The organism is Streptococcus mitis subsp. hohhotensis (assembly GCF_020089495.2).
GTDB classification, from domain to species: Bacteria; Bacillota; Bacilli; order Lactobacillales; family Streptococcaceae; genus Streptococcus; species Streptococcus hohhotensis.
In genome coordinates this window covers 38279-59749 of sequence record NZ_JAIRCA020000003.1, presented here as the reverse complement: position 1 = coordinate 59749, position 21471 = coordinate 38279, and the positions used below count along the sequence as shown (strand labels likewise).

General features: G+C 40.0%; 25 protein-coding genes and 1 pseudogene. 20 read left to right on the top strand and 6 right to left on the bottom strand.

All coding sequences use genetic code 11. The features are described from left to right. Window positions 1-112: 112 nt before the first annotated feature. Window positions 113-760, bottom strand: coding sequence for a PAQR family membrane homeostasis protein TrhA (gene trhA / locus K4Z77_RS02160; RefSeq protein WP_061088159.1), 648 nt, complete (start codon window positions 758-760; stop codon window positions 113-115). Then, window positions 757-1203 (bottom strand): DUF1836 domain-containing protein, encoded by a 447-nt coding sequence (locus K4Z77_RS02155; protein ID WP_224218290.1) that lies wholly within the window; start codon window positions 1201-1203, stop codon window positions 757-759. The genes trhA and K4Z77_RS02155 overlap by 4 nt, the downstream gene beginning before the upstream one ends. A 134-nt stretch (window positions 1204-1337) precedes the next feature. Between K4Z77_RS02155 and K4Z77_RS02150 the strand changes: the two genes are divergently transcribed. The 7 genes from K4Z77_RS02150 (at window position 1338) to trxB (ending at window position 5692) form a co-directional block, all read left to right on the top strand. Then, window positions 1338-1832 carry a GNAT family N-acetyltransferase gene (locus K4Z77_RS02150; RefSeq protein WP_224218289.1) on the top strand — a complete coding sequence of 165 codons (495 nt, stop codon included), beginning with the start codon at window positions 1338-1340 and terminating at the stop codon, window positions 1830-1832. Beyond that, a complete protein-coding gene (locus tag K4Z77_RS02145; RefSeq protein WP_173278275.1) occupies window positions 1832-2350 on the top strand; it encodes a methylated-DNA--[protein]-cysteine S-methyltransferase in 519 nt (172 codons plus the stop codon). Before K4Z77_RS02150 ends, K4Z77_RS02145 begins: the two co-directional genes overlap by 1 nt. Before the next feature lie 5 nt (window positions 2351-2355). Next, window positions 2356-2712: an arsenate reductase family protein gene (locus K4Z77_RS02140; protein WP_224218288.1), complete on the top strand. Its 357-nt coding sequence runs from the start codon at window positions 2356-2358 to the stop codon at window positions 2710-2712. Window positions 2713-2869: 157 nt separating this feature from the next. Next, window positions 2870-3670 carry an amino acid ABC transporter permease gene (locus tag K4Z77_RS02135; RefSeq protein WP_033680095.1) on the top strand — a complete coding sequence of 267 codons (801 nt, stop codon included), beginning with the start codon at window positions 2870-2872 and terminating at the stop codon, window positions 3668-3670. After that, the gene (locus K4Z77_RS02130; RefSeq protein ID WP_000590965.1) at window positions 3670-4413 is read left to right on the top strand and encodes an amino acid ABC transporter ATP-binding protein; all 744 of its coding nucleotides are present in this window, start codon (window positions 3670-3672) and stop codon (window positions 4411-4413) included. Before K4Z77_RS02135 ends, K4Z77_RS02130 begins: the two co-directional genes overlap by 1 nt. Window positions 4414-4490: 77 nt before the next feature. Then, the gene (locus K4Z77_RS02125; protein WP_000926599.1) at window positions 4491-4715 is read left to right on the top strand and encodes a DUF4059 family protein; all 225 of its coding nucleotides are present in this window, start codon (window positions 4491-4493) and stop codon (window positions 4713-4715) included. A 65-nt stretch (window positions 4716-4780) separates the two neighbouring features. Then, window positions 4781-5692: a thioredoxin-disulfide reductase gene (gene trxB, locus K4Z77_RS02120; protein ID WP_033680096.1), complete on the top strand. Its 912-nt coding sequence runs from the start codon at window positions 4781-4783 to the stop codon at window positions 5690-5692. A 112-nt stretch (window positions 5693-5804) separates the two neighbouring features. On the opposite strand, the gene K4Z77_RS02115 is transcribed toward trxB, so the two are convergent. Next, window positions 5805-5990 carry a hypothetical protein gene (locus tag K4Z77_RS02115; protein WP_033680097.1) on the bottom strand — a complete coding sequence of 62 codons (186 nt, stop codon included), beginning with the start codon at window positions 5988-5990 and terminating at the stop codon, window positions 5805-5807. A 160-nt stretch (window positions 5991-6150) separates the two neighbouring features. Between K4Z77_RS02115 and rpiA the strand changes: the two genes are divergently transcribed. The 7 genes and pseudogenes from rpiA to K4Z77_RS02075 all read left to right on the top strand — a co-directional run bounded on the left by rpiA (window position 6151) and on the right by K4Z77_RS02075 (window position 14502). Continuing rightward, a complete protein-coding gene (rpiA, locus tag K4Z77_RS02110) occupies window positions 6151-6834 on the top strand; it encodes a ribose-5-phosphate isomerase RpiA (protein ID WP_033680098.1) in 684 nt (227 codons plus the stop codon). Between the two features lie 13 nt (window positions 6835-6847). Further along, window positions 6848-8059, top strand: a complete 1212-nt coding sequence (locus K4Z77_RS02105; RefSeq protein WP_224218287.1) for a phosphopentomutase — start codon at window positions 6848-6850, stop codon at window positions 8057-8059. A gap of 1 nt (window position 8060) precedes the next feature. After that, a pseudogene (locus K4Z77_RS02100) lies at window positions 8061-8616 on the top strand (DUF1697 domain-containing protein); the annotation flags it as partial. Continuing rightward, the gene (locus K4Z77_RS02095; RefSeq protein WP_224218286.1) at window positions 8617-9426 is read left to right on the top strand and encodes a purine-nucleoside phosphorylase; all 810 of its coding nucleotides are present in this window, start codon (window positions 8617-8619) and stop codon (window positions 9424-9426) included. 232 nt (window positions 9427-9658) lie between these two features. Then, window positions 9659-12391 carry a thiol-activated cytolysin C-terminal domain-containing protein gene (locus tag K4Z77_RS02090; protein WP_263432388.1) on the top strand — a complete coding sequence of 911 codons (2733 nt, stop codon included), beginning with the start codon at window positions 9659-9661 and terminating at the stop codon, window positions 12389-12391. 439 nt (window positions 12392-12830) lie between these two features. Beyond that, window positions 12831-13541: a purine-nucleoside phosphorylase gene (gene deoD / locus K4Z77_RS02080; protein WP_012972499.1), complete on the top strand. Its 711-nt coding sequence runs from the start codon at window positions 12831-12833 to the stop codon at window positions 13539-13541. Window positions 13542-13770: 229 nt separating this feature from the next. Further along, window positions 13771-14502, top strand: a complete 732-nt coding sequence (locus tag K4Z77_RS02075; RefSeq protein ID WP_173304607.1) for an NAD-dependent protein deacylase — start codon at window positions 13771-13773, stop codon at window positions 14500-14502. A 230-nt stretch (window positions 14503-14732) separates the two neighbouring features. Here the strand turns inward: K4Z77_RS02075 and K4Z77_RS02070 are convergent, their stop codons facing one another. The 3 genes from K4Z77_RS02070 to coaA all read right to left on the bottom strand — a co-directional run bounded on the left by K4Z77_RS02070 (window position 14733) and on the right by coaA (window position 16522). After that, the gene (locus K4Z77_RS02070) at window positions 14733-15245 is read right to left on the bottom strand and encodes a DNA topology modulation protein (RefSeq protein ID WP_224218285.1); all 513 of its coding nucleotides are present in this window, start codon (window positions 15243-15245) and stop codon (window positions 14733-14735) included. A 52-nt stretch (window positions 15246-15297) separates the two neighbouring features. Continuing rightward, window positions 15298-15534, bottom strand: a complete 237-nt coding sequence (rpsT, locus tag K4Z77_RS02065) for a 30S ribosomal protein S20 (protein ID WP_001274000.1) — start codon at window positions 15532-15534, stop codon at window positions 15298-15300. A 67-nt stretch (window positions 15535-15601) separates the two neighbouring features. Then, the gene (gene coaA, locus K4Z77_RS02060) at window positions 15602-16522 is read right to left on the bottom strand and encodes a type I pantothenate kinase (RefSeq protein WP_061088149.1); all 921 of its coding nucleotides are present in this window, start codon (window positions 16520-16522) and stop codon (window positions 15602-15604) included. Window positions 16523-16722: 200 nt separating this feature from the next. Here coaA and K4Z77_RS02055 point away from each other — a divergent pair, with 200 nt between their 5' ends. From K4Z77_RS02055 to K4Z77_RS02030, 6 genes are all read left to right on the top strand, one after another. After that, a complete protein-coding gene (locus tag K4Z77_RS02055; protein ID WP_224218284.1) occupies window positions 16723-17127 on the top strand; it encodes a hypothetical protein in 405 nt (134 codons plus the stop codon). A gap of 192 nt (window positions 17128-17319) precedes the next feature. Beyond that, on the top strand, window positions 17320-17910 hold the full coding sequence (locus tag K4Z77_RS02050; RefSeq protein ID WP_281459566.1) for a class I SAM-dependent methyltransferase: 591 nt from the start codon (window positions 17320-17322) through the stop codon (window positions 17908-17910). Further along, window positions 17907-19184 (top strand): pyrimidine-nucleoside phosphorylase, encoded by a 1278-nt coding sequence (locus K4Z77_RS02045; protein ID WP_224218283.1) that lies wholly within the window; start codon window positions 17907-17909, stop codon window positions 19182-19184. Before K4Z77_RS02050 ends, K4Z77_RS02045 begins: the two co-directional genes overlap by 4 nt. Window positions 19185-19203: 19 nt before the next feature. Further along, the gene (gene deoC / locus K4Z77_RS02040) at window positions 19204-19866 is read left to right on the top strand and encodes a deoxyribose-phosphate aldolase (protein WP_224218282.1); all 663 of its coding nucleotides are present in this window, start codon (window positions 19204-19206) and stop codon (window positions 19864-19866) included. Next, window positions 19853-20242 (top strand): cytidine deaminase, encoded by a 390-nt coding sequence (locus K4Z77_RS02035; RefSeq protein ID WP_000246089.1) that lies wholly within the window; start codon window positions 19853-19855, stop codon window positions 20240-20242. The genes deoC and K4Z77_RS02035 overlap by 14 nt, the downstream gene beginning before the upstream one ends. A gap of 89 nt (window positions 20243-20331) precedes the next feature. After that, window positions 20332-21384, top strand: a complete 1053-nt coding sequence (locus K4Z77_RS02030) for a BMP family lipoprotein (RefSeq protein WP_049524889.1) — start codon at window positions 20332-20334, stop codon at window positions 21382-21384. Window positions 21385-21471: the final 87 nt, after the last annotated feature.

Genomic DNA, 21471 nt, shown 5'->3' with positions numbered 1-21471 from the left:
CATAATTGACGGCACGATAGTAGGTACTATAAAATGGGCTAGAGTAATTTTTTGATTGGGTATAAAACATCATAGAGAATAAAAACGAGGTTAGGATTTGTCCCGACCTCTTTTACATATAATAAACAATAGCGATGTATTGTAGGGCAGACGCAACTAGGATAAAGAGATGCCAAATCATGTGGAAATAAGGTTTTTTCTTGGCATAAAATCCAGCTCCAACTGTATAACAGAGTCCACCAGTTACCATGAGACTCCAGAAAATTGGTGTCGTTTGACTGATAATGGCAGGAATGATAGCTAGAACCAACCAGCCCATAATCAGGTAAAGAGCAAGGCTGAATTTCTCATTGACCTTTTTAGCAAAGATTTTATAGAGAATGCCAAAGATGGTCGTTCCCCACTGGATGGCAATGATCAGATAGCCAAACCAGTTATTCATTAAGGTCAAGACGACGGGCGTGTAAGATCCAGCGATGGCAACATAAATCATAGAATGGTCAATGATTCGCAAGACATATTTGTGGGTCGAACCATAGGCCATAGAGTGGTAAATGGTGGATGAGAGGAACATGAGAAAGAGACTGATAACGAACATGGAAACGCCGATAGATGATAAAAATCCGTGTGCCTCATAGCTATAGGTGGATGAAATGGGGAGTAAGATGAGCATGATGACTGCACCTACGGCATGGGTCACGCTATTAGCAATCTCCTCTCCAAAACTGAGTTGTTTGCTAAGTTTAAGACTAGTGTTCATTGGATTACCTCCTCTTGTGTATAATGGATTAAGGCTAGAGTTTGATGATAGAGTTTAACGGTTTGGCAGCTAGTTTGGATGATAGAGTTTGCTGGATCAATTCCTTGGTTCATGTAGTCCACAAAAGCATCGTAGAGTTGCTCTGAACTTGCTTGATTTTGTAGAGTATTAAGTGTCTGGGCGATTTCTTGAATAGAAAATACAGACTTAAGGGTTGTGATAGCAATCAAACGGGCAATCTGTTGGCGTTGGTATTTTTTCTTGTCAGGCTTTGTCAGGTAACCATGTTTGACATAATTGTTGACCATAGATGCTGTCAGACCCTTGTCTTTATCAGGAGAGATAGGGGCGCAGACCTGATTGACATAGAGCAAAACCTGGTCCAGATAGAGGTCAATGTTTGGAATTTCTGCCCATTTTGGGTAGGAAAAGGTGGTTTTCATTTCCGACTCCTCTTTATCTAGTTTTAATAACTAGATTATAAAATAACAAAAACAAAAAGTCAAGTTTTAACTGCTTGTGAAAAGGCTTGAATTATGCTATGATGGGAGAAACTAGTCAGAAAAGAGGAGAAAAGATGGAGATTCGTTTAGCTTTTCCAAATGAAGTAGATGCCATTATGCAGGTGATGGAGGATGCTAAGAAATGTTTAGCAGCTGCTGGTAGTGACCAGTGGCAAAATGGTTATCCAGATGCTGATATTATTATTGAGGATATTATCTCAGGTCAAGCCTATGTGGCCTTGGAAGAGGGAGAACTGCTAGCCTATGCTGCTGTGACCAAGAGTCCAGAGGCAGCCTATGAAGCCATTTATGAAGGGAAATGGCAATCTGGAGAGTCAGAGTACCTAGTCTTTCACCGTATTGCTGTGGCAGCAGATGTGCAGGGACAGGGGGTGGCTCAAACCTTTTTAGAGGGCTTGATTGAAGGTTTTGATTATCTAGATTTTCGCTCAGATACGCATGTTGCAAACAAGGCCATGCAGCATATATTTGAAAAACTGGGTTTTAAACAGGTTGGTAAGGTTCCAGTTGATGGCGAACGCTTGGCCTATCAAAAATTGAAGAAATAATGCAAAAGAAGTACATAAAAATGTTCTATTCTTCGCCGATTGGCTCCCTTTCTCTCGTAGCTGATGATCATTATTTGTATGGAATTTGGGTACAGGAGCAGAAGCATTTTGAGAGGGGGATAGGAGATGAAACGATAGAAGAAGTTGTTAGTCATCCCATTTTAGATCCAGTTATTGCTTGCTTAGATGCTTACTTTAAAGGCAAGCCTCAGGATTTATCCAACTTGCCCTTGGCTCCAATAGGAACGGATTTTGAAAAGAGAGTTTGGTCCTATTTACAGGGAATTCCTTATGGTCAGACAGTGACCTATGGGCAAATAGCCCAAGACCTGCAAGTTGCTTCTGCTCAAGCAATTGGTGGAGCGGTAGGACGCAATCCGTGGTCTATTCTAGTACCTTGTCATCGTGTGCTAGGAGCAGGAAAGCGTTTGACAGGTTATGCTGCAGGAGTGGAAAAGAAAGCTTGGCTCTTGGATCATGAAGGCGTAGATTTTAAAGATATAAACAATAGAAAGTGAAAGACATGTTAGAATTTATCGAATACCCAAAATGTTCAACTTGTAAAAAAGCAAAGCAAGAATTAAACCAACTCGGTGTGGACTATAAAGCCGTTCATATCGTCGAAGAAACACCCAGCCAAGAAGTCATTTTAAACTGGTTAGAGACTTCAGGTTTCGAGTTGAAGCAATTTTTCAACACTAGTGGGATCAAATACCGTGAATTGGGGCTGAAAGATAAGGTAGGAAGTCTGTCAAATCAAGAAGCGGCTGAGTTGCTAGCAAGCAACGGTATGTTGTTAAAACGGCCGATTTTAGTAGAAAATGGAACTGTTAAGCAAATTGGTTATCGAAAATCTTATGAAGAATTGGGACTGAAATAGTTTTTACTTATCTCTTTGATAGATAAAATATATAACCTCCCTGTTTCAAAGTATGATAAACTAGTAGGTAGACAAAGTCTGTATCTGACCGTAGCAAATAATTTCATTGACGGCAGAAGTATGGTAGAATGAATCATTATCAGGAGAGGATGTTTTTATGAATGTTACAACGATTTTAGCATCAGATTGGTACCAAAACTTGATGCAATTGATTCCAGATGGCAAGCTTTTTAGCCTGCGTTCGGTCTTTGATGGAATCCCGAGAATTGTCCAACAACTTCCAACAACGATTATGTTGACAATTGGTGGTGCCCTTTTTGGCTTGGTTTTGGCGCTTCTTTTTGCCATTGTGAAAATCAATCGTGTCAAGATTTTATATCCCTTGCAGGCTTTCTTTGTTAGTTTCTTAAAAGGGACACCGATTTTGGTGCAACTCATGTTGACCTACTACGGAATCCCTTTGGCTTTGAAAGCCCTCAATCAGCAATGGGGTACTGGTTTCAATATCAATGCGATTCCAGCTGCTGTTTTTGCGATTGTAGCCTTTGCCTTTAATGAAGCAGCTTATGCTAGTGAAACCATTCGTGCAGCCATTCTCTCAGTTAATCCTGGTGAGATTGAGGCGGCACGCAGTCTGGGTATGACCCGAGCGCAAGTTTATCGACGAGTGATTATTCCAAATGCAGCGGTGGTAGCTACTCCAACATTAATTAACTCCCTCATCGGCTTGACCAAGGGAACTTCCCTAGCCTTCAGTGCGGGTGTTGTGGAAGTCTTTGCCCAAGCTCAGATTTTGGGTGGTGCCGATTATCGTTACTTTGAGCGATTCATCTCTGTAGCCCTTGTTTATTGGGTAGTCAATATCGGAATTGAAAGCTTCGGTCGTTTCATCGAGAGAAAAATGGCTATTTCTGCACCCGATACAGTGCAAACAGATGTGAAAGGAGACCTTCGTTAATGATTAAGATTTCGAATTTAAGCAAATCCTTTTCAGGACAGACTGTCTTGGATCATCTGGACTTGGATATTCAAAAAGGGGAAGTCGTAGCCTTGATTGGTTCTTCAGGAGCTGGAAAATCAACCTTCCTTCGCAGTCTCAATTATCTTGAAACACCTGACAGTGGCTCTATTCAGATTGATGATTTTTCAGTTGATTTTTCTAAAATCACTCAAGAAGAAATCCTTGCCCTACGTCGTAAGCTGTCTATGGTTTTCCAACAGTTTAATTTGTTTGAACGCCGCACAGCGCTTGATAATGTGAAAGAAGGCTTGGTTGTTGTCAAGAAATTATCTGACCAAGAAGCGACTAAGATTGCCAAGGAAGAGTTGGCTAAGGTTGGGCTTTCTGACCGTGAAAACCATTACCCTCGCCATTTATCAGGTGGACAAAAGCAACGTGTTGCCCTAGCGCGTGCGCTTGCTATGAAACCAGATGTTTTGCTCTTAGACGAACCAACTTCAGCCCTTGACCCAGAATTGGTCGGTGAAGTAGAAAAGTCTATTGCAGATGCTGCTAAGTCAGGTCAAACCATGATTTTGGTCAGTCATGACATGTCCTTTGTAGCCCAAGTAGCTGATAAGATTCTCTTCCTAGATAAGGGGAAAATTATCGAATCTGGAACACCGGATGAGATTATCCACCATCCGAAAGAAGAGCGGACAAAAGAATTCTTCGCTAGTTACAAACGGACTTATATTTGATATAATAGATAGAGAAAAACTCAGTTAGCTGGACTAGCTGAGTTTACTCTTTAAAAAAGATAGAAATGAGAGAAATCATGCTACTGCAACTATTTTCTTTATATTTCGAGAGTTTGATCTTGACCACCATCCTCGTCCTGATTTTTTTAGGGATTTGGATTGGACTAAGAGCCATGTCGGGAGTTGATAAGACAGCCAAGGCTCGTCAAGCCCATCTCTATGATATGATTATGATTGGAGTTTTGGTTGTTCCAGTATTATCCTTTGCGGTTATGAGCTTAATTCTTGTTTTCAAGGCATAATCCTTGCTTGATTGACAAGAAAGAGTTAGAATAAAGATAGTTACAACAAGAAAGAAGGAATCTATATGTACGATACTATTATTATCGGTGCTGGACCTGCAGGGATGACTGCAGCCTTGTATGCTGCTCGCAGCAATCTGAAAGTAGCCTTGATTGAAGGCGGTCTGCCAGGTGGTCAGATGAATAATACCTCTGATATCGAAAATTACCCAGGATATGCTAATATTAGTGGGCCTGAATTGGCTGAAAAGATGTTTGAACCACTTGAAAATCTTGGTGTTGAGCACATTTATGGTTATGTTGAAAATGTAGAAGACCATGGTGATTTTAAGAAAGTGATTACTGATGACCAAACATATGAAACTCGTACCGTTATCGTAGCGACTGGTTCAAAACACCGTCCTTTGGGAGTGCCTGGAGAAGAAGAACTGAACAGTCGTGGTGTTTCCTACTGTGCCGTATGTGATGGTGCTTTCTTCCGTGACCAAGATTTGTTGGTAGTTGGTGGTGGAGATTCAGCTGTCGAAGAAGCTATCTTCTTGACTCGCTTTGCCAAGACTGTTACCATTGTTCACCGTCGTGACCAACTTCGTGCTCAAAAGGTTTTACAAGACCGCGCCTTTGCGAATGAGAAAATCAGCTTTATCTGGGATTCTGTAGTCAAGGAAATCAAGGGTGAAAACAGAGTAGAATCTGTCGTATTTGAAAATGTGAAAACAGGTCAAGTGACAGAACAAACCTTCGGTGGCGTCTTTATCTATGTTGGATTGGACCCTCTTAGCGATTTTGTTAAAGAATTGAATATCCAAGATCAGGCAGGCTGGATTGTGACAGATAATCACATGAAAACTGCAGTTGACGGTATTTTTGCAGTTGGAGATGTTCGCTTGAAAGAGCTTCGTCAAGTAACAACAGCAGTTGGAGATGGAGCTATCGCTGGTCAAGAAGCTTACAAGTTTATCACAGAACATAGTTAATCATAAAAACGCATAGTATCAGATTTACAAAAACCTTGATTCTATGCGTTTTATTGTGGGAAAATTTAATTTATTTTCTCTTGCAGTTGAGTTTTGTCAACCTCTTATATTTTTAGAAAAATCCTTTAATCTTTTCAACGAGACTATCTAGACCTTCTGAACCAGAAATCAATTGCTGAGCTTGGGAGAGGTATTCTCCAAGTTGTTCTTGATTTTCTGCAACAAATGTTTTTGCAGCTTCGAAATCTTTTGTTTCGATTAGTTCTTTTACTTGATTAAATAAATCTAATGGGTTCATCTTATTTCTCCTTTTCTATACTTAACTATTTAAGCATCTTTATGATAAAAAATCAACCCTAGCAAAATTTCTTTGAGAATGGATATCGTTTTCAATTTCCAGATGAAATAAAAGCCGTTACATGGTATAATAGAAGTAGCTCTTTAATGGAGGTGTTTGAGTGGAAAATCTGAAGAAAATGGCAGGTATCAAGGCTGCTGAGTTCGTGAGAGATGGAATGGTCGTCGGACTTGGGACAGGTTCGACTGCCTATTATTTTGTCGAAGAAATCGGTCGTCGTATCAAGGAAGAAGGGTTGCAGATTACAGCTGTAACGACTTCTAGTGTGACCAGTAAACAGGCTGAAGGTCTTAATATCCCGCTCAAGTCTATTGACCAAGTAGACTTTGTCGATGTGACAGTCGACGGGGCGGATGAAGTGGATAGCCAGTTTAACGGAATCAAAGGCGGCGGTGGTGCCCTTCTCATGGAGAAGGTTGTCGCAACGCCCTCAAAAGAATACATTTGGGTGGTGGATGAAAGCAAGCTGGTCGAGAAACTAGGTGCTTTTAAATTGCCAGTAGAAGTGGTTCAGTATGGCGCAGAACAGGTTTTTCGTCGTTTTGAGCGAGCTGGCTACAAACCAAGTTTCCGTGAAAAAGACGGCCAACGTTTTGTGACTGATATGCAGAACTTTATCATTGACCTTGCCTTGGATGTCATTGAAGATCCAATTGCCTTTGGGCAAGAATTGGACCATGTCGTTGGTGTCGTGGAGCATGGATTATTCAACCAAATGGTGGATAAGGTCATCGTTGCTGGACGAGATGGAGTTCAGATTTTAACTTCAAACAAAGGAAAATAGGAGGAGATACACTATGTCAAAATTTAATCGTATTCACTTGGTGGTATTGGATTCTGTAGGAATCGGAGCTGCACCAGATGCTAACAACTTTGTTAATGCAGGGGTTCCAGATGGAGCTTCTGATACACTGGGACACATTTCAAAAACAGTTGGTTTGAATGTCCCAAACATGGCTAAAATCGGTCTTGGAAATATTCCTCGCGCAACGCCTTTGAAGACTGTACCGGCGGAAAGCAATCCAACAGGATATGTAACAAAATTGGAAGAAGTATCTCTTGGTAAGGATACTATGACTGGACACTGGGAAATCATGGGACTCAACATTACTGAGCCCTTCGATACTTTCTGGAACGGATTCCCAGAAGAAATCCTGACAAAAATCGAAGAATTTTCAGGACGTAAGGTCATTCGTGAAGCTAATAAACCTTACTCAGGAACGGCTGTTATCGATGATTTCGGACCACGTCAGATGGAAACTGGGGAGTTGATTATCTATACTTCAGCTGACCCTGTCTTGCAGATTGCTGCCCACGAAGATATTATTCCTTTGGACGAATTGTACCGTATCTGTGAATACGCTCGTTCAATTACACTTGAGCGTCCGGCCCTTCTAGGTCGTATCATTGCCCGTCCTTATGTAGGTGAACCAGGCAACTTCACCCGTACTGCAAATCGTCGTGACTTGGCAGTTTCACCATTTGCTCCAACCGTTCTTGATAAACTCAATGAAGCAGGTATCGATACTTATGCTGTTGGTAAAATCAACGATATCTTTAACGGTGCTGGTATCAACCATGATATGGGACACAATAAGTCAAACAGTCACGGAATTGATACACTATTGAAGACTATGAGCCTTGCTGAGTTTGAAAAAGGATTTTCATTCACAAACTTGGTGGACTTTGATGCCCTTTACGGCCACCGTCGTAATGCTCATGGTTACCGTGATTGCTTGCATGAGTTTGATGAACGCTTGCCTGAAATTATCGCAGCTATGAGAGAGGATGACCTTCTTTTGATTACTGCTGACCATGGAAATGACCCAACCTATGCAGGAACAGACCACACTCGTGAATATATTCCACTTTTAGCTTACAGCCCTAGCTTTAAGGGAAATGGTGTCATTCCAGTTGGACATTTTGCAGATATCTCAGCGACTATTGCAGATAACTTTGGTGTTGAAACTGCCATGATTGGGGAAAGTTTCTTAGATAAATTGGTATAAGATGACGCGATATGCTTTACTTGTTCGGGGCATTAATGTTGGTGGGAAAAATAAGGTTGTCATGGCGCAACTTCGTCAAGAACTGACAGAGTTGGGACTGGAAAAGGTTGAAACCTACATCAACAGTGGCAATATTTTCTTTACTTCGACAGACCCCAAAGCCCGATTGGTTGAAGAATTAGAGACTTTCTTTGCAGTCAATTATCCATTTATTCAAAGCTTTTCTTTGCTGAGTCAGGAAGACTATGAAGAAGAGCTGAAGAATCTACCAGCTTGGTGGAGTGAAGACTTGGCACGAAAAGACGTTCTCTTTTACACGGAGGGTTTGGATGTGGATCAAGTGATCGAGAAGGTGAACAGTTTGGAACTGGAAGATGAAGTCGTTCATTTTGGGAAACTTGGGATTTTCTGGGGGAAATACTCCGAAGAATCATACTACGAAACAGCCTATCACAAATACTTACTCAAGATGCCTTTCTACCGCCAAATCACCATTCGTAATGCTAAAACTTTTGACAAAATCGGTCAAATGATAAAAAAATAATAAAGGAGACACAATGACGTTTTTAAATAAGATCAAGGAAACAGCTGCCTTCCTGAAAGACAAGGGAATCCAAGCACCTGAGTTCGGTCTAATCCTTGGATCAGGACTTGGAGAATTGGCAGAAGAAATCGAAAATCCAGTTGTAGTAGACTATGCTGATATTCCAAACTGGGGCCGCTCTACAGTAGTTGGTCATGCTGGTAAATTGGTATATGGTGACCTTGCAGGTCGCAAGGTCTTGGCTCTTCAAGGTCGTTTCCATTTCTACGAAGGAAATCCTCTGGAAGTCGTTACTTTCCCAGTACGTGTGATGAAAGTTCTCGGATGTGAAGGTGTCATTGTAACCAATGCTGCTGGTGGTATTGGTTATGGCCCTGGTACTTTGATGGCTATTTCAGACCATATCAATATGACGGGGCAAAACCCATTGATGGGTGAAAACTTGGATGACTTTGGTCCACGTTTCCCAGATATGTCTAAGGCCTACACTCCAGAATATCGTGCTACTGCCCATGAAGTTGCTAAAAAAACTGGTATTAAGCTCGATGAAGGTGTCTATATCGGTGTTACTGGTCCAACTTATGAAACACCAGCAGAGATTCGTGCCTATAAGACACTGGGAGCTGATGCAGTCGGTATGTCTACGGTTCCTGAAGTTATTGTAGCAGCCCACTCAGGTTTGAAAGTTCTTGGTATTTCATGTATCACTAACTTTGCGGCTGGTTTCCAAGAAGAACTTAATCACGAAGAAGTTGTAGAAGTGACTGAACGTGTTAAAGGTGATTTCAAAGGCTTACTTAAAGCAATTCTTGCTGAACTATGAGAAAAAAATAAGTAGGAAAGCATTTCGGTGAGTTGGAAGATGAATGAAATAATTAACTTCCATATAGAATTATGATATGAAAATTGAATGAGGTCCCCATACTTTTACAAACCTCATCAAATCCTTGTTAACCAAGTATAAAAATGAAACTGTGATGCTAAAGGAGATTAGCTGATTGGAGAGTATTGTTGGTAAAGAGGGTGAAAAAAATAAAAGAAAGATATATGAATAAATGAAAATTAATCAACGAATTATGCGTTTTGGTATAAAAAAACTAAGTATCGGAGTTGTGTCTGTTGCAGTTGGTTTTGCTTTTTTAGCACCGACAGGAATTTCTGCCAATGAAGGCAGTCCAGTTGTGAAAAACGAAACTCCTCTAGTAGTAAATGCAACGGATAGTCCGGCAAAACTAGACAGTACCGATAAAAAACAGGAAATATCTATTACAGAGGAGAAAACTACAGTTGCTCAATCAACTCTAGAGACAAAAGAAGTTGTTAAAACTCAGAAAGAAAAAGCAGGAGAAGAATTATATCAAAAAGAATCTGCTGTACCTCATGAGGAATTGAAGAAAGAGGAAATTCTAAAGGATGAGCCAAAAAATTCTCGACCAGTAACAGAGGCAGACTTTGTCAAAATTTCTAAAGGAGAGCTCCATGTAGAGAAGGATCTTGTCGATAATTCTTTATACGGTGGAAAATTTTTAGATCCTGATGGAGATGATGATCATGATGGAATAAAAAATAAGGATGAATTGTATGTTTACAATAAAGATGGGAAAGACTACTTAGGATACCATAGCCATCCTTTACTAGCAGATAGTGATGGAGATGGACTAGAGGACGGGGAAGATGATAATAAGAAACAATGGTATGTCACAGATCGTGATTCCCTCCTTTTTATGGAGTTGGCTTATCGTGATGATGCTTACATTGACAAAATTCTAGATCATAAAAATCCTTTTCCAAGTCTTTATCTTGATCGTCAAGAATATAAAATGATGCACAATGAACTGGCACCATTTTGGAAGATGAAAAAGGCTTATCATACAGCAAGTGGCTTGGATGCTTTCTTATTTGAGACCAAGAGCGATCTCCCTTATCTCAAAGATGGAACGGTGCATATGTTGGCTATACGTGGAACAAGACTGAATGATGCGAAAGATTTAAGTACAGATTTTGTTTTGTTTGGAGGAAATAAACCTGCACAAGCGGATGATATCCGTAATGTTGTAAAAGAACTGGCGCAGGATTCTAGCATTACCAATCTGTATATGACGGGTCATTCGCTAGGAGGCTACTTAGCTCAAATAGCAGCAGTTGAAGCTTATCAGAAATATCCTACTTTTTATAGTAATGTTTTGAAAAAAGTTACGACATTTAGCGCTCCTAAAGTAATTACTTCTCGAACTATTTGGAATGCAAAAAATGGTTTCTGGGATGTAGGGTTAGAAAGTCGTAAGTTAGCTCTATCTGGTAAAATAAAACATTATGTGGTCGATAATGATAATGTTGTGACATCATTGATTCGTAATGATAATGATATTGTAACTTTTACAGGTAACTCTAGTTTCAAACACCGTTCGCGTGGTTATTTTGAAAGTAGAATGAATGCTATCCCGAATTTTAATATTGGAAAACGTGATACGCTTGATAAACAGGGATATCGTGATCAAAAATTGGACAAAGTTTATTTCTTTAAGAAACAACAAGTCCCTCTGTCATCTAGTCAACCAAGCGCTGAACCTCTTGAAAATATAGCTCTAGGGAAACGAGTAACTCAAAGTTCGACAGCTTTTGGAGGAGATGCTAGAAGAGCAGTTGATGGGAAATTAGATGGAAATTACGGACATAATTCTGTCACTCATACAGATTTTCAATCAAAACCTTGGTGGCAAGTTGATTTAGACAAGGAAGAAACGATTCGTCAAATCAATATTTATAATCGAACAGATACTGCTCAGGATAGGCTTACCAATTTTAATGTGATTCTTTTGGATAGTTCTGGGAAAGAAATTGAAAGAAAGCGTATTGCATACTTACGAGATAGTTCCGCTCAGATTTCGATTGATTATAAGAAAGCTCGTTTTGTACGCATTGAGTTAGATGGATATAATGCTCTCAGTCTTGCAGAAGTCCAAGTGTATCGTGCTGAGAATATCGCTTGGAAAAAACAAGCTCAGCAAAGTTCTACTGATTTTGGTGGAGATGCTAGTCGTGCCTTGGATGGCGATACCAATAGTAGTTATAGCCAGCAATCAATTACCCATACAAAATTTGAAAACCAACCTTGGTGGGAAGTTGATTTAGGTCGTACAGAACAGGTAGGACTTGTTCGCCTTCATAACCGTGGGGATGGAGAACTTTCTAAACGTCTGTCAGACTTTGATGTGATTTTATATGATGAAAAAGGGACAGAAGTTGCTAGACAATATGTTTCTCGCTTAGAAGGAAGCAGTTTAGATCTCCAGTTGAATGGTAAACTAGGCCGCCGTGTTCGCATTCAATTGCGTCAAAAAAATCAAGCTCTCAGCCTTGCAGAAGTAGAAGTTTTTCGATTTGTAGCTAAAAATAATGTAACTACTCAAGCTTCTAAGCCTGTACAACTGTTAAACTACACTCCTGTAAAAGATAAGACCCTAACTATTCAACATAGTGGTGCTTATATTGCACGTTATTCAATATCGTGGGAAGAAGTTACAGTAGATAAAAATGGTCAATCAGTTGTCCGAAGTCGTTCTTGGGAAGAGAATGGGCGCAATCAGACCGCAGGTTCTATCCTCAATCTCCCAATTAAGTCTAATATGCGCAATCTTCGAATTAAGATCGAAAAGAGAACAGGTCTTATCTGGAATAGATGGCAAACAATCTATGACAACAGACCTATTCTTGCCCAACCACATCGAAAAATTACTCACTGGGGAACAACATTGAATTCTAAGGTGAGTGATGATGATGTCTTGTAATCTGATGGTACAATGACAGTTAGTTTGTCTAGTTTATAAGAAAGCACTAGCTGATCTTGAACAGAACTCAGCTAGTTCTCTGAGAGAGAACAAAAATTAAACAGAAAGGTAGAGCGCGTGTTCAGATTTGAACACGAGCGGAAAACTTTTCATAACAATAAAAGAAAGGAAGGGTAGTTCGGGTTTGAATTGAACCCGGGCTAGAGGCTTTGTAAAAAAGATAAATCCTCCTAGATGCCTTACATCTTTGTCGGATTTCCTATTTTTACTTTGTTCTCTGTTGCTATCCTAAATATACAAAAAAGAAAGGTAGAGCGTGTGTTTTGATTTGAACACGAGCGGAAAACTTGGAAAATAGATAATCTGACTGAGAAATCAGGATTTCTCGTCAGATTCCTAATTTTCAGTCGTTTTCTTGTCGCTCTTTGTATCATAAATTATGTCTATCCATATTGCTGCTCAGCAGGGTGAAATTGCTGATAAAATTCTTCTTCCTGGGGATCCTCTTCGTGCTAAGTTTATTGCGGAGAATTTCCTTGAAGATGCTGTTTGCTTTAACGAAGTGCGTAACATGTTTGGTTACACAGGTACTTACAAAGGTCACCGTGTATCTGTCATGGGAACTGGGATGGGAATGCCATCTATTTCGATTTATGCGCGTGAGTTGATTGTTGACTACGGTGTGAAAAAATTAATCCGTGTGGGAACTGCGGGTTCTTTGAATGAAGATGTCCATGTTCGTGAATTGGTTTTGGCGCAGGCAGCTGCAACTAACTCAAACATCATCCGCAACGATTGGCCACAGTACGATTTTCCACAAATCGCTAGCTTTGATTTGCTTGATAAGGCCTACCATATCGCTAAAGAACTCGGTATGACAACCCACGTTGGGAACGTTTTATCATCTGATGTCTTTTACTCAAACTACTTTGAAAAGAACATTGAGCTTGGTAAGTGGGGAGTCAAGGCTGTGGAAATGGAAGCAGCGGCTCTTTACTATCTTGCTGCTCAACACCATGTTGATGCTTTAGCTATTATGACTATTTCAGATAGTTTGGTTAATCCAGATGAAGATACAACTGCAGAAGAACGTCAAAACACCTTCACTGATATGATGAAGGTTGGTTTGGAAACATTGATTGCAGACTAAAGGTAGGCTATATTCAGAATGATTTCTCTTGTTCTCAAAATGATAACTATCAACAATGAATCAATCCTGAAATAGGTAAGAATAAGGAAATTGAAGAAATCCTAATGGTGTCAAAGGACCGAGACTAGTCAGTTTAATATCTAAATCATAATCAAATAAAGTTGGAAGCCAAGTTGACAAGAAGTCAAGACTTTCAACTTTTTAACTTGAAAATTCCTAGGAGTACAAAATGGATAAGATTAAACAATTACAAGGTATTATTGATCAAAGTCAGAGCATTGTCTTTTTCGGTGGTGCAGGGGTTTCTACAGAGTCTAATATTCCAGATTTTCGTAGTTCAGATGGTATATATAGTTTGAAACTAGGTCGCCATTTTACTGCCGAGCAACTGGTTTCACGCACTATGTTTGAGCGCTATCCAGAGGATTTTTTTGATTTCTACAAAAAGTATCTGGTCTATCCTGATGCCAAGCCGAATTTAGCACATGATTATCTAGCGTCGTTGGAAAAAACAGGTAAATTAAAGGCGATTGTGACGCAAAATATCGATAGTCTCCATGAAATGGCAGGATCTCAGAAAGTTTTGAAACTGCATGGTAGTGCAGATCGTAATTATTGTTTGGGCTGTCATCGCTTTTATGATTTGACTGCCTTTTTGGAACTTGAAGGTCCAGTTCCCTACTGCTTAGATTGTGGCAAGGTGGTCAAACCTGACGTGACCCTTTATGAGGAAGCGCTAGATATGGATGTATTTAGTCGCGCAGCTCGAGCCATTCAGCAAGCAGATTTGTTGATCATTGGTGGAACTTCCTTAGTTGTTTACCCTGCAGCTAGCCTAATCAATTATTTTTCAGGGTCAAATCTTGTCGTTATCAACAAGTCCAGCACTCCTCAAGACAGCCAAGCTGATTTAGTTATCGAAGGTAAGATTGGAGAAGTTTTTTCTAAATTGAGACAATAAAAAACTGAAGGAAGTAGGACTATACTTCCTTCAGTTTTTTTGTATCACGAACTCAGAAACTATGAACAAGATTCTCTTCATTTCTAGGGGAATTTTATTGTTGATTTATAAATTGCTCGAGTTATTTTTAATTGTTGAATAAAAGGAAAAAAGGAAGACTTTCTGGATGAAAAACTTCCTTTTTTAGTCAATCAGTGCATGCTGATTTTAATGCAATGCTACTATATTGTTTACTTTTTTAAAGATCGCAAAAAACAATCAATCTCTGCTTGAGAATGGAGAATATGCATCTTTTCTGGGTAAGTATTGTTTAAGTATTGGTATCTATCCTTAGCATTTTTTGTTCGACCATCCCAGAGAATCCAACGAATAAATTCCCAGTTGAATTGCTCGGGGCATCCCTTAGCCATACTTTCTCTCACTTTTCCTCTGTATTTTAAATAGCGCTTAAAGGCTCTTAGCAAACAATTCCAAACAGAGAAGTTTAAAAAGATGATCTGGTCAGCTTCGTCCATTCTTTCCTCATAGAAACACCAAGAATAATTTCCATCGATAACCCAAGATTCATTCTTTGTAAGAAAGTTTTTCATCTCGGTCAACATCCATTCGCGGTCACTGTCTTGCCAACCAGGTTGAAATTGGAGTGTATCCATGTGAAGTTTTGGGATGGAGTAGTAGAGAGATAACTTTTCAGCTAGCGTTGACTTACCAGCACCAGAATATCCGATAATTGCGATTTTCATTTTCTACCCTTTCCTATTTGGAGACAAAAAAACAGCCTCTATGGACTGTTTCTTATTTAGCAAGTTTAGCTGAAAGACGAGCTTTATCGCGGCTTGCTTTGTTTTTGTGAATCAAACCTTTAGTTTCTGCTTTATCGATAGCTGAGCTAGCAGCACGGAAAAGTTCTTCAGATGGGTTTGCTTCGAAAGCTTTGATAGCAGTACGCATAGCTGATTTTTGAGCTGAGTTCTTTTCGTTTTGTTTAACGTTCAATTCAGCGCGTTTGATAGCTGATTTAATGTTTGCCAATGTTCTTACCTCCATATTTACTAACTATACCATTATATCTGAAAACTTACGTTTTGACAAGGGAAAATTACTTTTTTAAGTAAATTTCATCGATTTCATGGTTCTTTGTTTTATGAAGAATCACTTCCGCACGGTTTCTGGTTGGTTCAATGTAATTTTGTAGATTTGTGAGATTGATACTGGTCCAGACTTGATGGGCAAAGGACTCCACTTCCCCGATTGGCATTTGAGTAAAACGATAATAGTAGCTTTCGGGGTCGTTTTGGGCTAGACTCAGCATTTTCAAGAAACGGTCTAGATACCAACTCTCGATGTCATCGACTGCCGCATCAACATAGATGGAAAAGTCAAAGAAGTCAGTAATGTAGAGACGCTCGTTTTGTGGATTTTGAAAGACATTGATCCCCTCGACAATCACAAAGTCAGCAGCTTTGACACTTTGCTTTTCCTCAGGTACGATGTCGTAGACTTCATGAGAATAGACAGGAATATCTACATCTTGTCCATTTTTAATTCGGTTCAAGAAGTTAAGAAGAGCTTCCATATCATAGCTTTCAGGAAATCCCTTGCGATTTAAAATCCCTTGTTCAATCAAGGTCTGGTTGGGATAGAGAAAACCATCAGTTGTTACCAATTCAACCGTAGCATCTGTAAGGGTACGGGACAGTAGGATTTGAAGTAGGCGACTGGTTGTGGATTTTCCAACGGCAACACTACCAGAAACACCAATGATAAAAGGTTGGGATTTACTTTCACGTTGAAGGAAAATTCCTTTTGAAAAGGCCAAATCATCCTTGGTACGCTTGTAAATCTGGATGAGATGAGCTAGGGGGAGATAGACATCGGTAACATCCTGCAAGCTAATCTGGTCATTAAAACTTTTGATAGATTCTAATTCCTCTTCAGTCAAAGGAGGTGTTGTCTTTCGATGTAAAGATTGCCAAGTCTGGCGGCTGATTTTTTCAAAATGTAAAAATTCGTTGGTCATTTGTTTTCCCCTAGATATTTTGTCTATCATACCATAAAAAGCTAAAAAAATAAAGCGGTTTCTTGATGATAGTAAGCCAATATCGTATAATAGAGGTAGATAGAGGTTGACCAATTTATTGATGAAGTAGGAGCTACTTTCTCCTGACTTATAAGCTAATAAAGGGGGCTTTTTAGTTCACCACTTATAGGAGGTGTACTATGAAAATCTTAAAACGTTACACATTGGAACTCTGTTTTATTTTAAGTTTTGCACTACCTTTTTTAAAAGGAGCGAATGCGGATAATGGTAGACGTTTTGTGGAAATCTATTACGGTTTTACTTTTTTGATGGAACATGCTATTGTAACAGCTATCTTTATCTGTTCGCTCTTGATTGTTCGGTTGCTAAAAAACCGCTGGGCGAAATGGCTTGCTGCTGGAAGTTATCTATTTTTGATTTTGTGGATTGCTACAGAGGGTTATTTCTTCAGCATGTCACTGGAAGATTTGATACGACTTTGGACCAGTTTGGAAATCCTGACACAAACTTATCAGTTGGGCTTTTATCTAAACATCTTGTTGGGAATTTTGTTGATAATAAAGTATTTTAAGGTTAAGCAATAGAAATAATATAGGTGATAAACTTTTTGTTTTTATCTGGACTGTGATATTTATAGTTCTAAATGGTTTATTATTTATAAGTGTTGAAAGAGATTGAAGGGGAGTTATTGTAACGCAACTTCCTTCAATCTTTTTGTTTTATTCTGAATATGTAAACGATTTACAATTTAAGTCAAATTATGGTAAAATAGTTTCATGAGTAAAATGTATTATGCAGAAAATCCTGACGCTGCTCACGACATTCATGAGTTGAGAGTAGAATTGTTGGGAGAAAAAATGACCTTTCTGACGGATGCAGGTGTTTTTAGCAAGAAAATGGTTGACTTTGGCAGTCAACTTTTGCTCAAGTGTCTTGAGGTCAACCAAGGAGAGACAGTCCTAGATGTCGGCTGTGGTTATGGTCCATTAGGTTTGTCCTTAGTCAAGGCTTACGGCGTTCAGGCTACCATGGTCGATATCAATAATCGTGCCTTGGATTTGGCGCGACAAAATGCTGAACGAAATAAAGTAGAAGCGACGATTTTCCAGTCCAACATCTATGAACAAGTTGAAGGCACATTTGACCATGTCATTTCCAATCCTCCTATCCGTGCGGGCAAGCAAGTAGTTCATGAAATCATTGAGAAAAGTAAAGATTTCTTGGAAACTGGTGGGGATTTAACAATTGTTATCCAGAAAAAACAAGGGGCTCCAAGCGCCAAGTCAAAGATGGAGGAAGTGTTTGGCAATTGTGAAATCGTCAAAAAAGATAAGGGATACTATATCCTTAGAAGTGTGAAAGAATGAGAGCAGTTGATTTAATCCAAAAGAAACGAGACGGTCAAGAACTGACTTCGAGTGAAATCGAATGGCTAGTTGAAAGCTATGTGTTAGGAACTGTTCCTGACTATCAGATGTCTGCTTTTGCTATGGCTGTTTATTTTAAAGGAATGACGACTCGTGAAATTTCTGATTTGACTATGAAGATGGTCAAGACTGGGCAAGAGTTTGACCTATCTGCCATTGATGGTGTGAAAGTTGACAAGCATTCTACTGGTGGTGTCGGCGATAAGGTAACCTTGATTTTAGCTCCTCTTGTTGCTAGCTTCGGTGTGCCTGTAGCAAAAATGAGTGGTCGTGGTCTCGGCCATACTGGTGGAACAATTGATAAATTGGAGTCTATCAAGGGCTATCAAGTGGAACGTAGTCAAGAGGATTTCATTCGTCAGGTACAGGACATTGGTGTATCTGTCATTGGGCAATCAGACCAGCTTGTTAAAGCAGATAAGCTTCTCTATGCCCTTCGTGATGTGACCGCAACTGTCGACACGATTCCTTTGATTGCGAGTTCGGTGATGAGCAAGAAAATTGCGGCAGGGGCGGATGCTATTTTGCTAGATGTGACTGTCGGTGAGGGTGCCTTCATGAAGACGGTTGATGAGGCGCGTGAACTGGCTCAAACCATGGTGGATTTAGGGAAAGCAGTAGGCCGTAAAACAGTTGCAGTCATTACGGATATGAGTCAGCCCTTGGGACGAGCGATTGGAAATCGCCTGGAAATCCTTGAAGCATTGGAGATTTTACAAGGTCAAGGCCGTCAGGATATTACCCACTTCATATGTGAGTTGGCTCAAATTATGCTTGGTTTGGCAAATGTTAACAAGTCAGTTGAAGAAGTTCGCCAACATCTTGAGAATGGTCAAGCACTGACTAAGTTTGAGGAGATGGTCCAAGCCCAAGGTGGAGACTTGGAAGACCTCTATCGTCCTGTAAATGTAGCCCATGTGGTGGAAATCCCTGCTCAGGAAACGGGTGTCATTTCAGCTCTTCCAGCAATGGAATTTGGACTTTATGCTATGAGACTGGGTGCTGGTCGTGCAGTTAAGTCTGATGCCTTGGACTATGAAACAGGAATTGTTTTTGAAAAGAAAGTTGGAGATTCCGTTCAAAAGGGAGAAATTGTTGCAAAAGTATACACAAATGGAAAAATTTCTCCTCAGCTAGTTACAGATTTTCAAAAATATGTTAAAATAAATGATAGGGTGCAAAGTTTACGAGAAATTATAGAAATTATCTCATAAACCGCAGGAGAATCCGAATATGAAATTAAATAAATATATCGATCATACGCTTTTAAAACAAGATGCGACAGAAAATCAAATTGATTGTTTGTTGTCTGAGGCTAGGGAGTATGATTTTGCCAGTGTTTGCGTTAATCCGACCTGGGTTGAACATGCTAAAAAAGGGCTTGAAGGATCTGATGTCAAGGTCTGCACAGTAGTTGGTTTCCCCTTGGGAGCGACCACTTCAGCCGTGAAAGCTTTTGAAACAAAAGAAGCTATCCAAAATGGGGTTGACGAGATTGACATGGTAATCAATGTTGGGGCTCTCAAATCAGGTAATTTAGCCTTGGTAGAGTCAGATATTCGCGCAGTCGTGGAAGCAAGTGGTGACAAGTTAGTGAAAGTCATTATTGAAGCTTGCCTGCTGACCGACCAAGAAAAAGTTGTGGCTTGCCAATTAGCTCAAAAAGCTGGAGCTGACTTCGTAAAAACTTCAACTGGCTTTTCAACTGGTGGCGCTACGATAGCAGATGTTACATTAATGCGTGAAACAGTTGGTCCTGAAATGGGTGTCAAGGCTGCTGGTGGAGCTCGTTCTTATGCAGATGCTCTTGCCTTTGTGGAAGCAGGTGCGACCCGTATTGGAACGTCAGCTGGAGTAGCCATTTTAAAAGGAGAATTGGCAGATGGCGACTACTGAGTTGATTGAACTGGCAATTGAAACCAGTAAACATGCCTATGTCCCCTATTCTCACTTTCCTATCGGAGCAGTTTTAGTGGCAAAAGACGGAAGTGTTTACACGGGAGTGAATATCGAAAATGCTAGCTATCCTTTGACCAATTGCGGTGAGAGAACAGCCATTTTTAAGGCTGTATCTGAAGGGCAAAGAGAATTTTCAGAGCTGATTGTTTATGGTCAAACTGAAAAACCAATCTCACCATGTGGTGCTTGTCGCCAAGTAATGGTCGAATTTTTTGAACAAGATCTAAAAGTGACCTTAGTCGCAAAAGATAAATCGACGGTCGAGATGACGGTCGGGGAATTACTTCCATATTCTTTTACAGACTTAAACTAGTCTGAGTCGCTCTTTGAGTGGCACGGTCCTTGTGACCAATCAATCCATACTTGCAACATCGTTGCACATCTTATTTAGGAGGTTCAGTAATGAACAAGAAACAATGGCTAGGCCTTGGTCTAGTTGCAGTGGCAGCAGTTGGACTTGCTGCATGTGGTAACCGCTCTTCTCGTAAGGCAGATTCATCTTCTGATGTGAAGACAAAAGCAGCAATCGTCACTGATACTGGTGGTGTTGATGACAAATCATTCAACCAATCAGCTTGGGAAGGTTTGCAGGCTTGGGGTAAAGAACACAATCTTTCAAAAGATAACGGTTTCACTTACTTCCAATCAACAAGTGAAGCTGACTACGCTAACAACTTGCAACAAGCGGCTGGAAGTTACAACCTAATCTTCGGAGTTGGTTTTGCCCTTCACAATGCGGTTGAAGAAGCAGCTAAAGAACATTCTGACTTGAACTATGTCTTGATTGATGATGTGATTAAAGATCAAAAGAATGTTGCGAGCGTAACTTTCGCTGATAATGAGTCAGGTTACCTTGCAGGTGTAGCTGCAGCAAAAACAACTAAAACAAAACAAGTTGGTTTTGTAGGTGGGCAGGAGTCAGAAGTTATCTCTCGTTTTGAAGCAGGATTCAAGGCTGGTGTTGCTTCAGTAGACCCATCTATCAAAGTACAAGTTGACTATGCTGGTTCATTTGGTGATGCTGCTAAAGGTAAAACAATTGCAGCCGCACAATACGCAGCCGGTGCAGATATTGTTTACCAAGTAGCTGGTGGTACAGGTGCTGGTGTCTTTGCAGAAGCAAAATCACTCAACGAAAGCCGTCCTGAAAATGAAAAAGTTTGGGTTATCGGTGTTGACCGTGACCAAGAAGCAGAAGGTAAATACACTTCTAAAGATGGCAAAGAATCAAACTTTGTTCTTGCATCTACTTTGAAACAAGTTGGTACAACTGTAAAAGATATTTCTAACAAGGCAGAAAAAGGTGAATTCCCTGGCGGTCAAGTGATCGTTTACTCATTGAAAGATAAAGGGGTTGACTTGGCAGTAACAAACCTTTCAGAAGAAGGTAAAAAAGCTGTCGAAGATGCTAAAGCTAAAATCCTTGATGGAAGCGTAAAAGTTCCTGCAAAATAATGGATGGAAGTTATTTCTTAGGAAGCGGCCATCGGCCGCTTTTTAAGAGTTGAGACAAAGTCATTTTGTCTCAGTAAAGCTTGCTAC

Excerpts from the sequence above, each read along its gene's own strand:
- trhA (WP_061088159.1), bottom strand. The coding sequence starts at position 760 with ATGAACACTAGTCTTAAACTTAGCAAACAACTCAGTTTTGGAGAGGAG.
- K4Z77_RS02155 (WP_224218290.1), bottom strand. The coding sequence starts at position 1,203 with ATGAAAACCACCTTTTCCTACCCAAAATGGGCAGAAATTCCAAACATT.
- K4Z77_RS02150 (WP_224218289.1), top strand. The coding sequence starts at position 1,338 with ATGGAGATTCGTTTAGCTTTTCCAAATGAAGTAGATGCCATTATGCAG.
- K4Z77_RS02145 (WP_173278275.1), top strand. The coding sequence starts at position 1,832 with ATGCAAAAGAAGTACATAAAAATGTTCTATTCTTCGCCGATTGGCTCC.
- K4Z77_RS02140 (WP_224218288.1), top strand. The coding sequence starts at position 2,356 with ATGTTAGAATTTATCGAATACCCAAAATGTTCAACTTGTAAAAAAGCA.
- K4Z77_RS02135 (WP_033680095.1), top strand. The coding sequence starts at position 2,870 with ATGAATGTTACAACGATTTTAGCATCAGATTGGTACCAAAACTTGATG.
- K4Z77_RS02130 (WP_000590965.1), top strand. The coding sequence starts at position 3,670 with ATGATTAAGATTTCGAATTTAAGCAAATCCTTTTCAGGACAGACTGTC.
- K4Z77_RS02125 (WP_000926599.1), top strand. The coding sequence starts at position 4,491 with ATGCTACTGCAACTATTTTCTTTATATTTCGAGAGTTTGATCTTGACC.
- trxB (WP_033680096.1), top strand. The coding sequence starts at position 4,781 with ATGTACGATACTATTATTATCGGTGCTGGACCTGCAGGGATGACTGCA.
- K4Z77_RS02115 (WP_033680097.1), bottom strand. The coding sequence starts at position 5,990 with ATGAACCCATTAGATTTATTTAATCAAGTAAAAGAACTAATCGAAACA.
- K4Z77_RS02105 (WP_224218287.1), top strand. The coding sequence starts at position 6,848 with ATGTCAAAATTTAATCGTATTCACTTGGTGGTATTGGATTCTGTAGGA.
- K4Z77_RS02095 (WP_224218286.1), top strand. The coding sequence starts at position 8,617 with ATGACGTTTTTAAATAAGATCAAGGAAACAGCTGCCTTCCTGAAAGAC.
- K4Z77_RS02090 (WP_263432388.1), top strand. The coding sequence starts at position 9,659 with ATGAAAATTAATCAACGAATTATGCGTTTTGGTATAAAAAAACTAAGT.
- deoD (WP_012972499.1), top strand. The coding sequence starts at position 12,831 with ATGTCTATCCATATTGCTGCTCAGCAGGGTGAAATTGCTGATAAAATT.
- K4Z77_RS02075 (WP_173304607.1), top strand. The coding sequence starts at position 13,771 with ATGGATAAGATTAAACAATTACAAGGTATTATTGATCAAAGTCAGAGC.
- K4Z77_RS02070 (WP_224218285.1), bottom strand. The coding sequence starts at position 15,245 with ATGAAAATCGCAATTATCGGATATTCTGGTGCTGGTAAGTCAACGCTA.
- coaA (WP_061088149.1), bottom strand. The coding sequence starts at position 16,522 with ATGACCAACGAATTTTTACATTTTGAAAAAATCAGCCGCCAGACTTGG.
- K4Z77_RS02055 (WP_224218284.1), top strand. The coding sequence starts at position 16,723 with ATGAAAATCTTAAAACGTTACACATTGGAACTCTGTTTTATTTTAAGT.
- K4Z77_RS02050 (WP_281459566.1), top strand. The coding sequence starts at position 17,320 with ATGAGTAAAATGTATTATGCAGAAAATCCTGACGCTGCTCACGACATT.
- K4Z77_RS02045 (WP_224218283.1), top strand. The coding sequence starts at position 17,907 with ATGAGAGCAGTTGATTTAATCCAAAAGAAACGAGACGGTCAAGAACTG.
- deoC (WP_224218282.1), top strand. The coding sequence starts at position 19,204 with ATGAAATTAAATAAATATATCGATCATACGCTTTTAAAACAAGATGCG.
- K4Z77_RS02035 (WP_000246089.1), top strand. The coding sequence starts at position 19,853 with ATGGCGACTACTGAGTTGATTGAACTGGCAATTGAAACCAGTAAACAT.
- K4Z77_RS02030 (WP_049524889.1), top strand. The coding sequence starts at position 20,332 with ATGAACAAGAAACAATGGCTAGGCCTTGGTCTAGTTGCAGTGGCAGCA.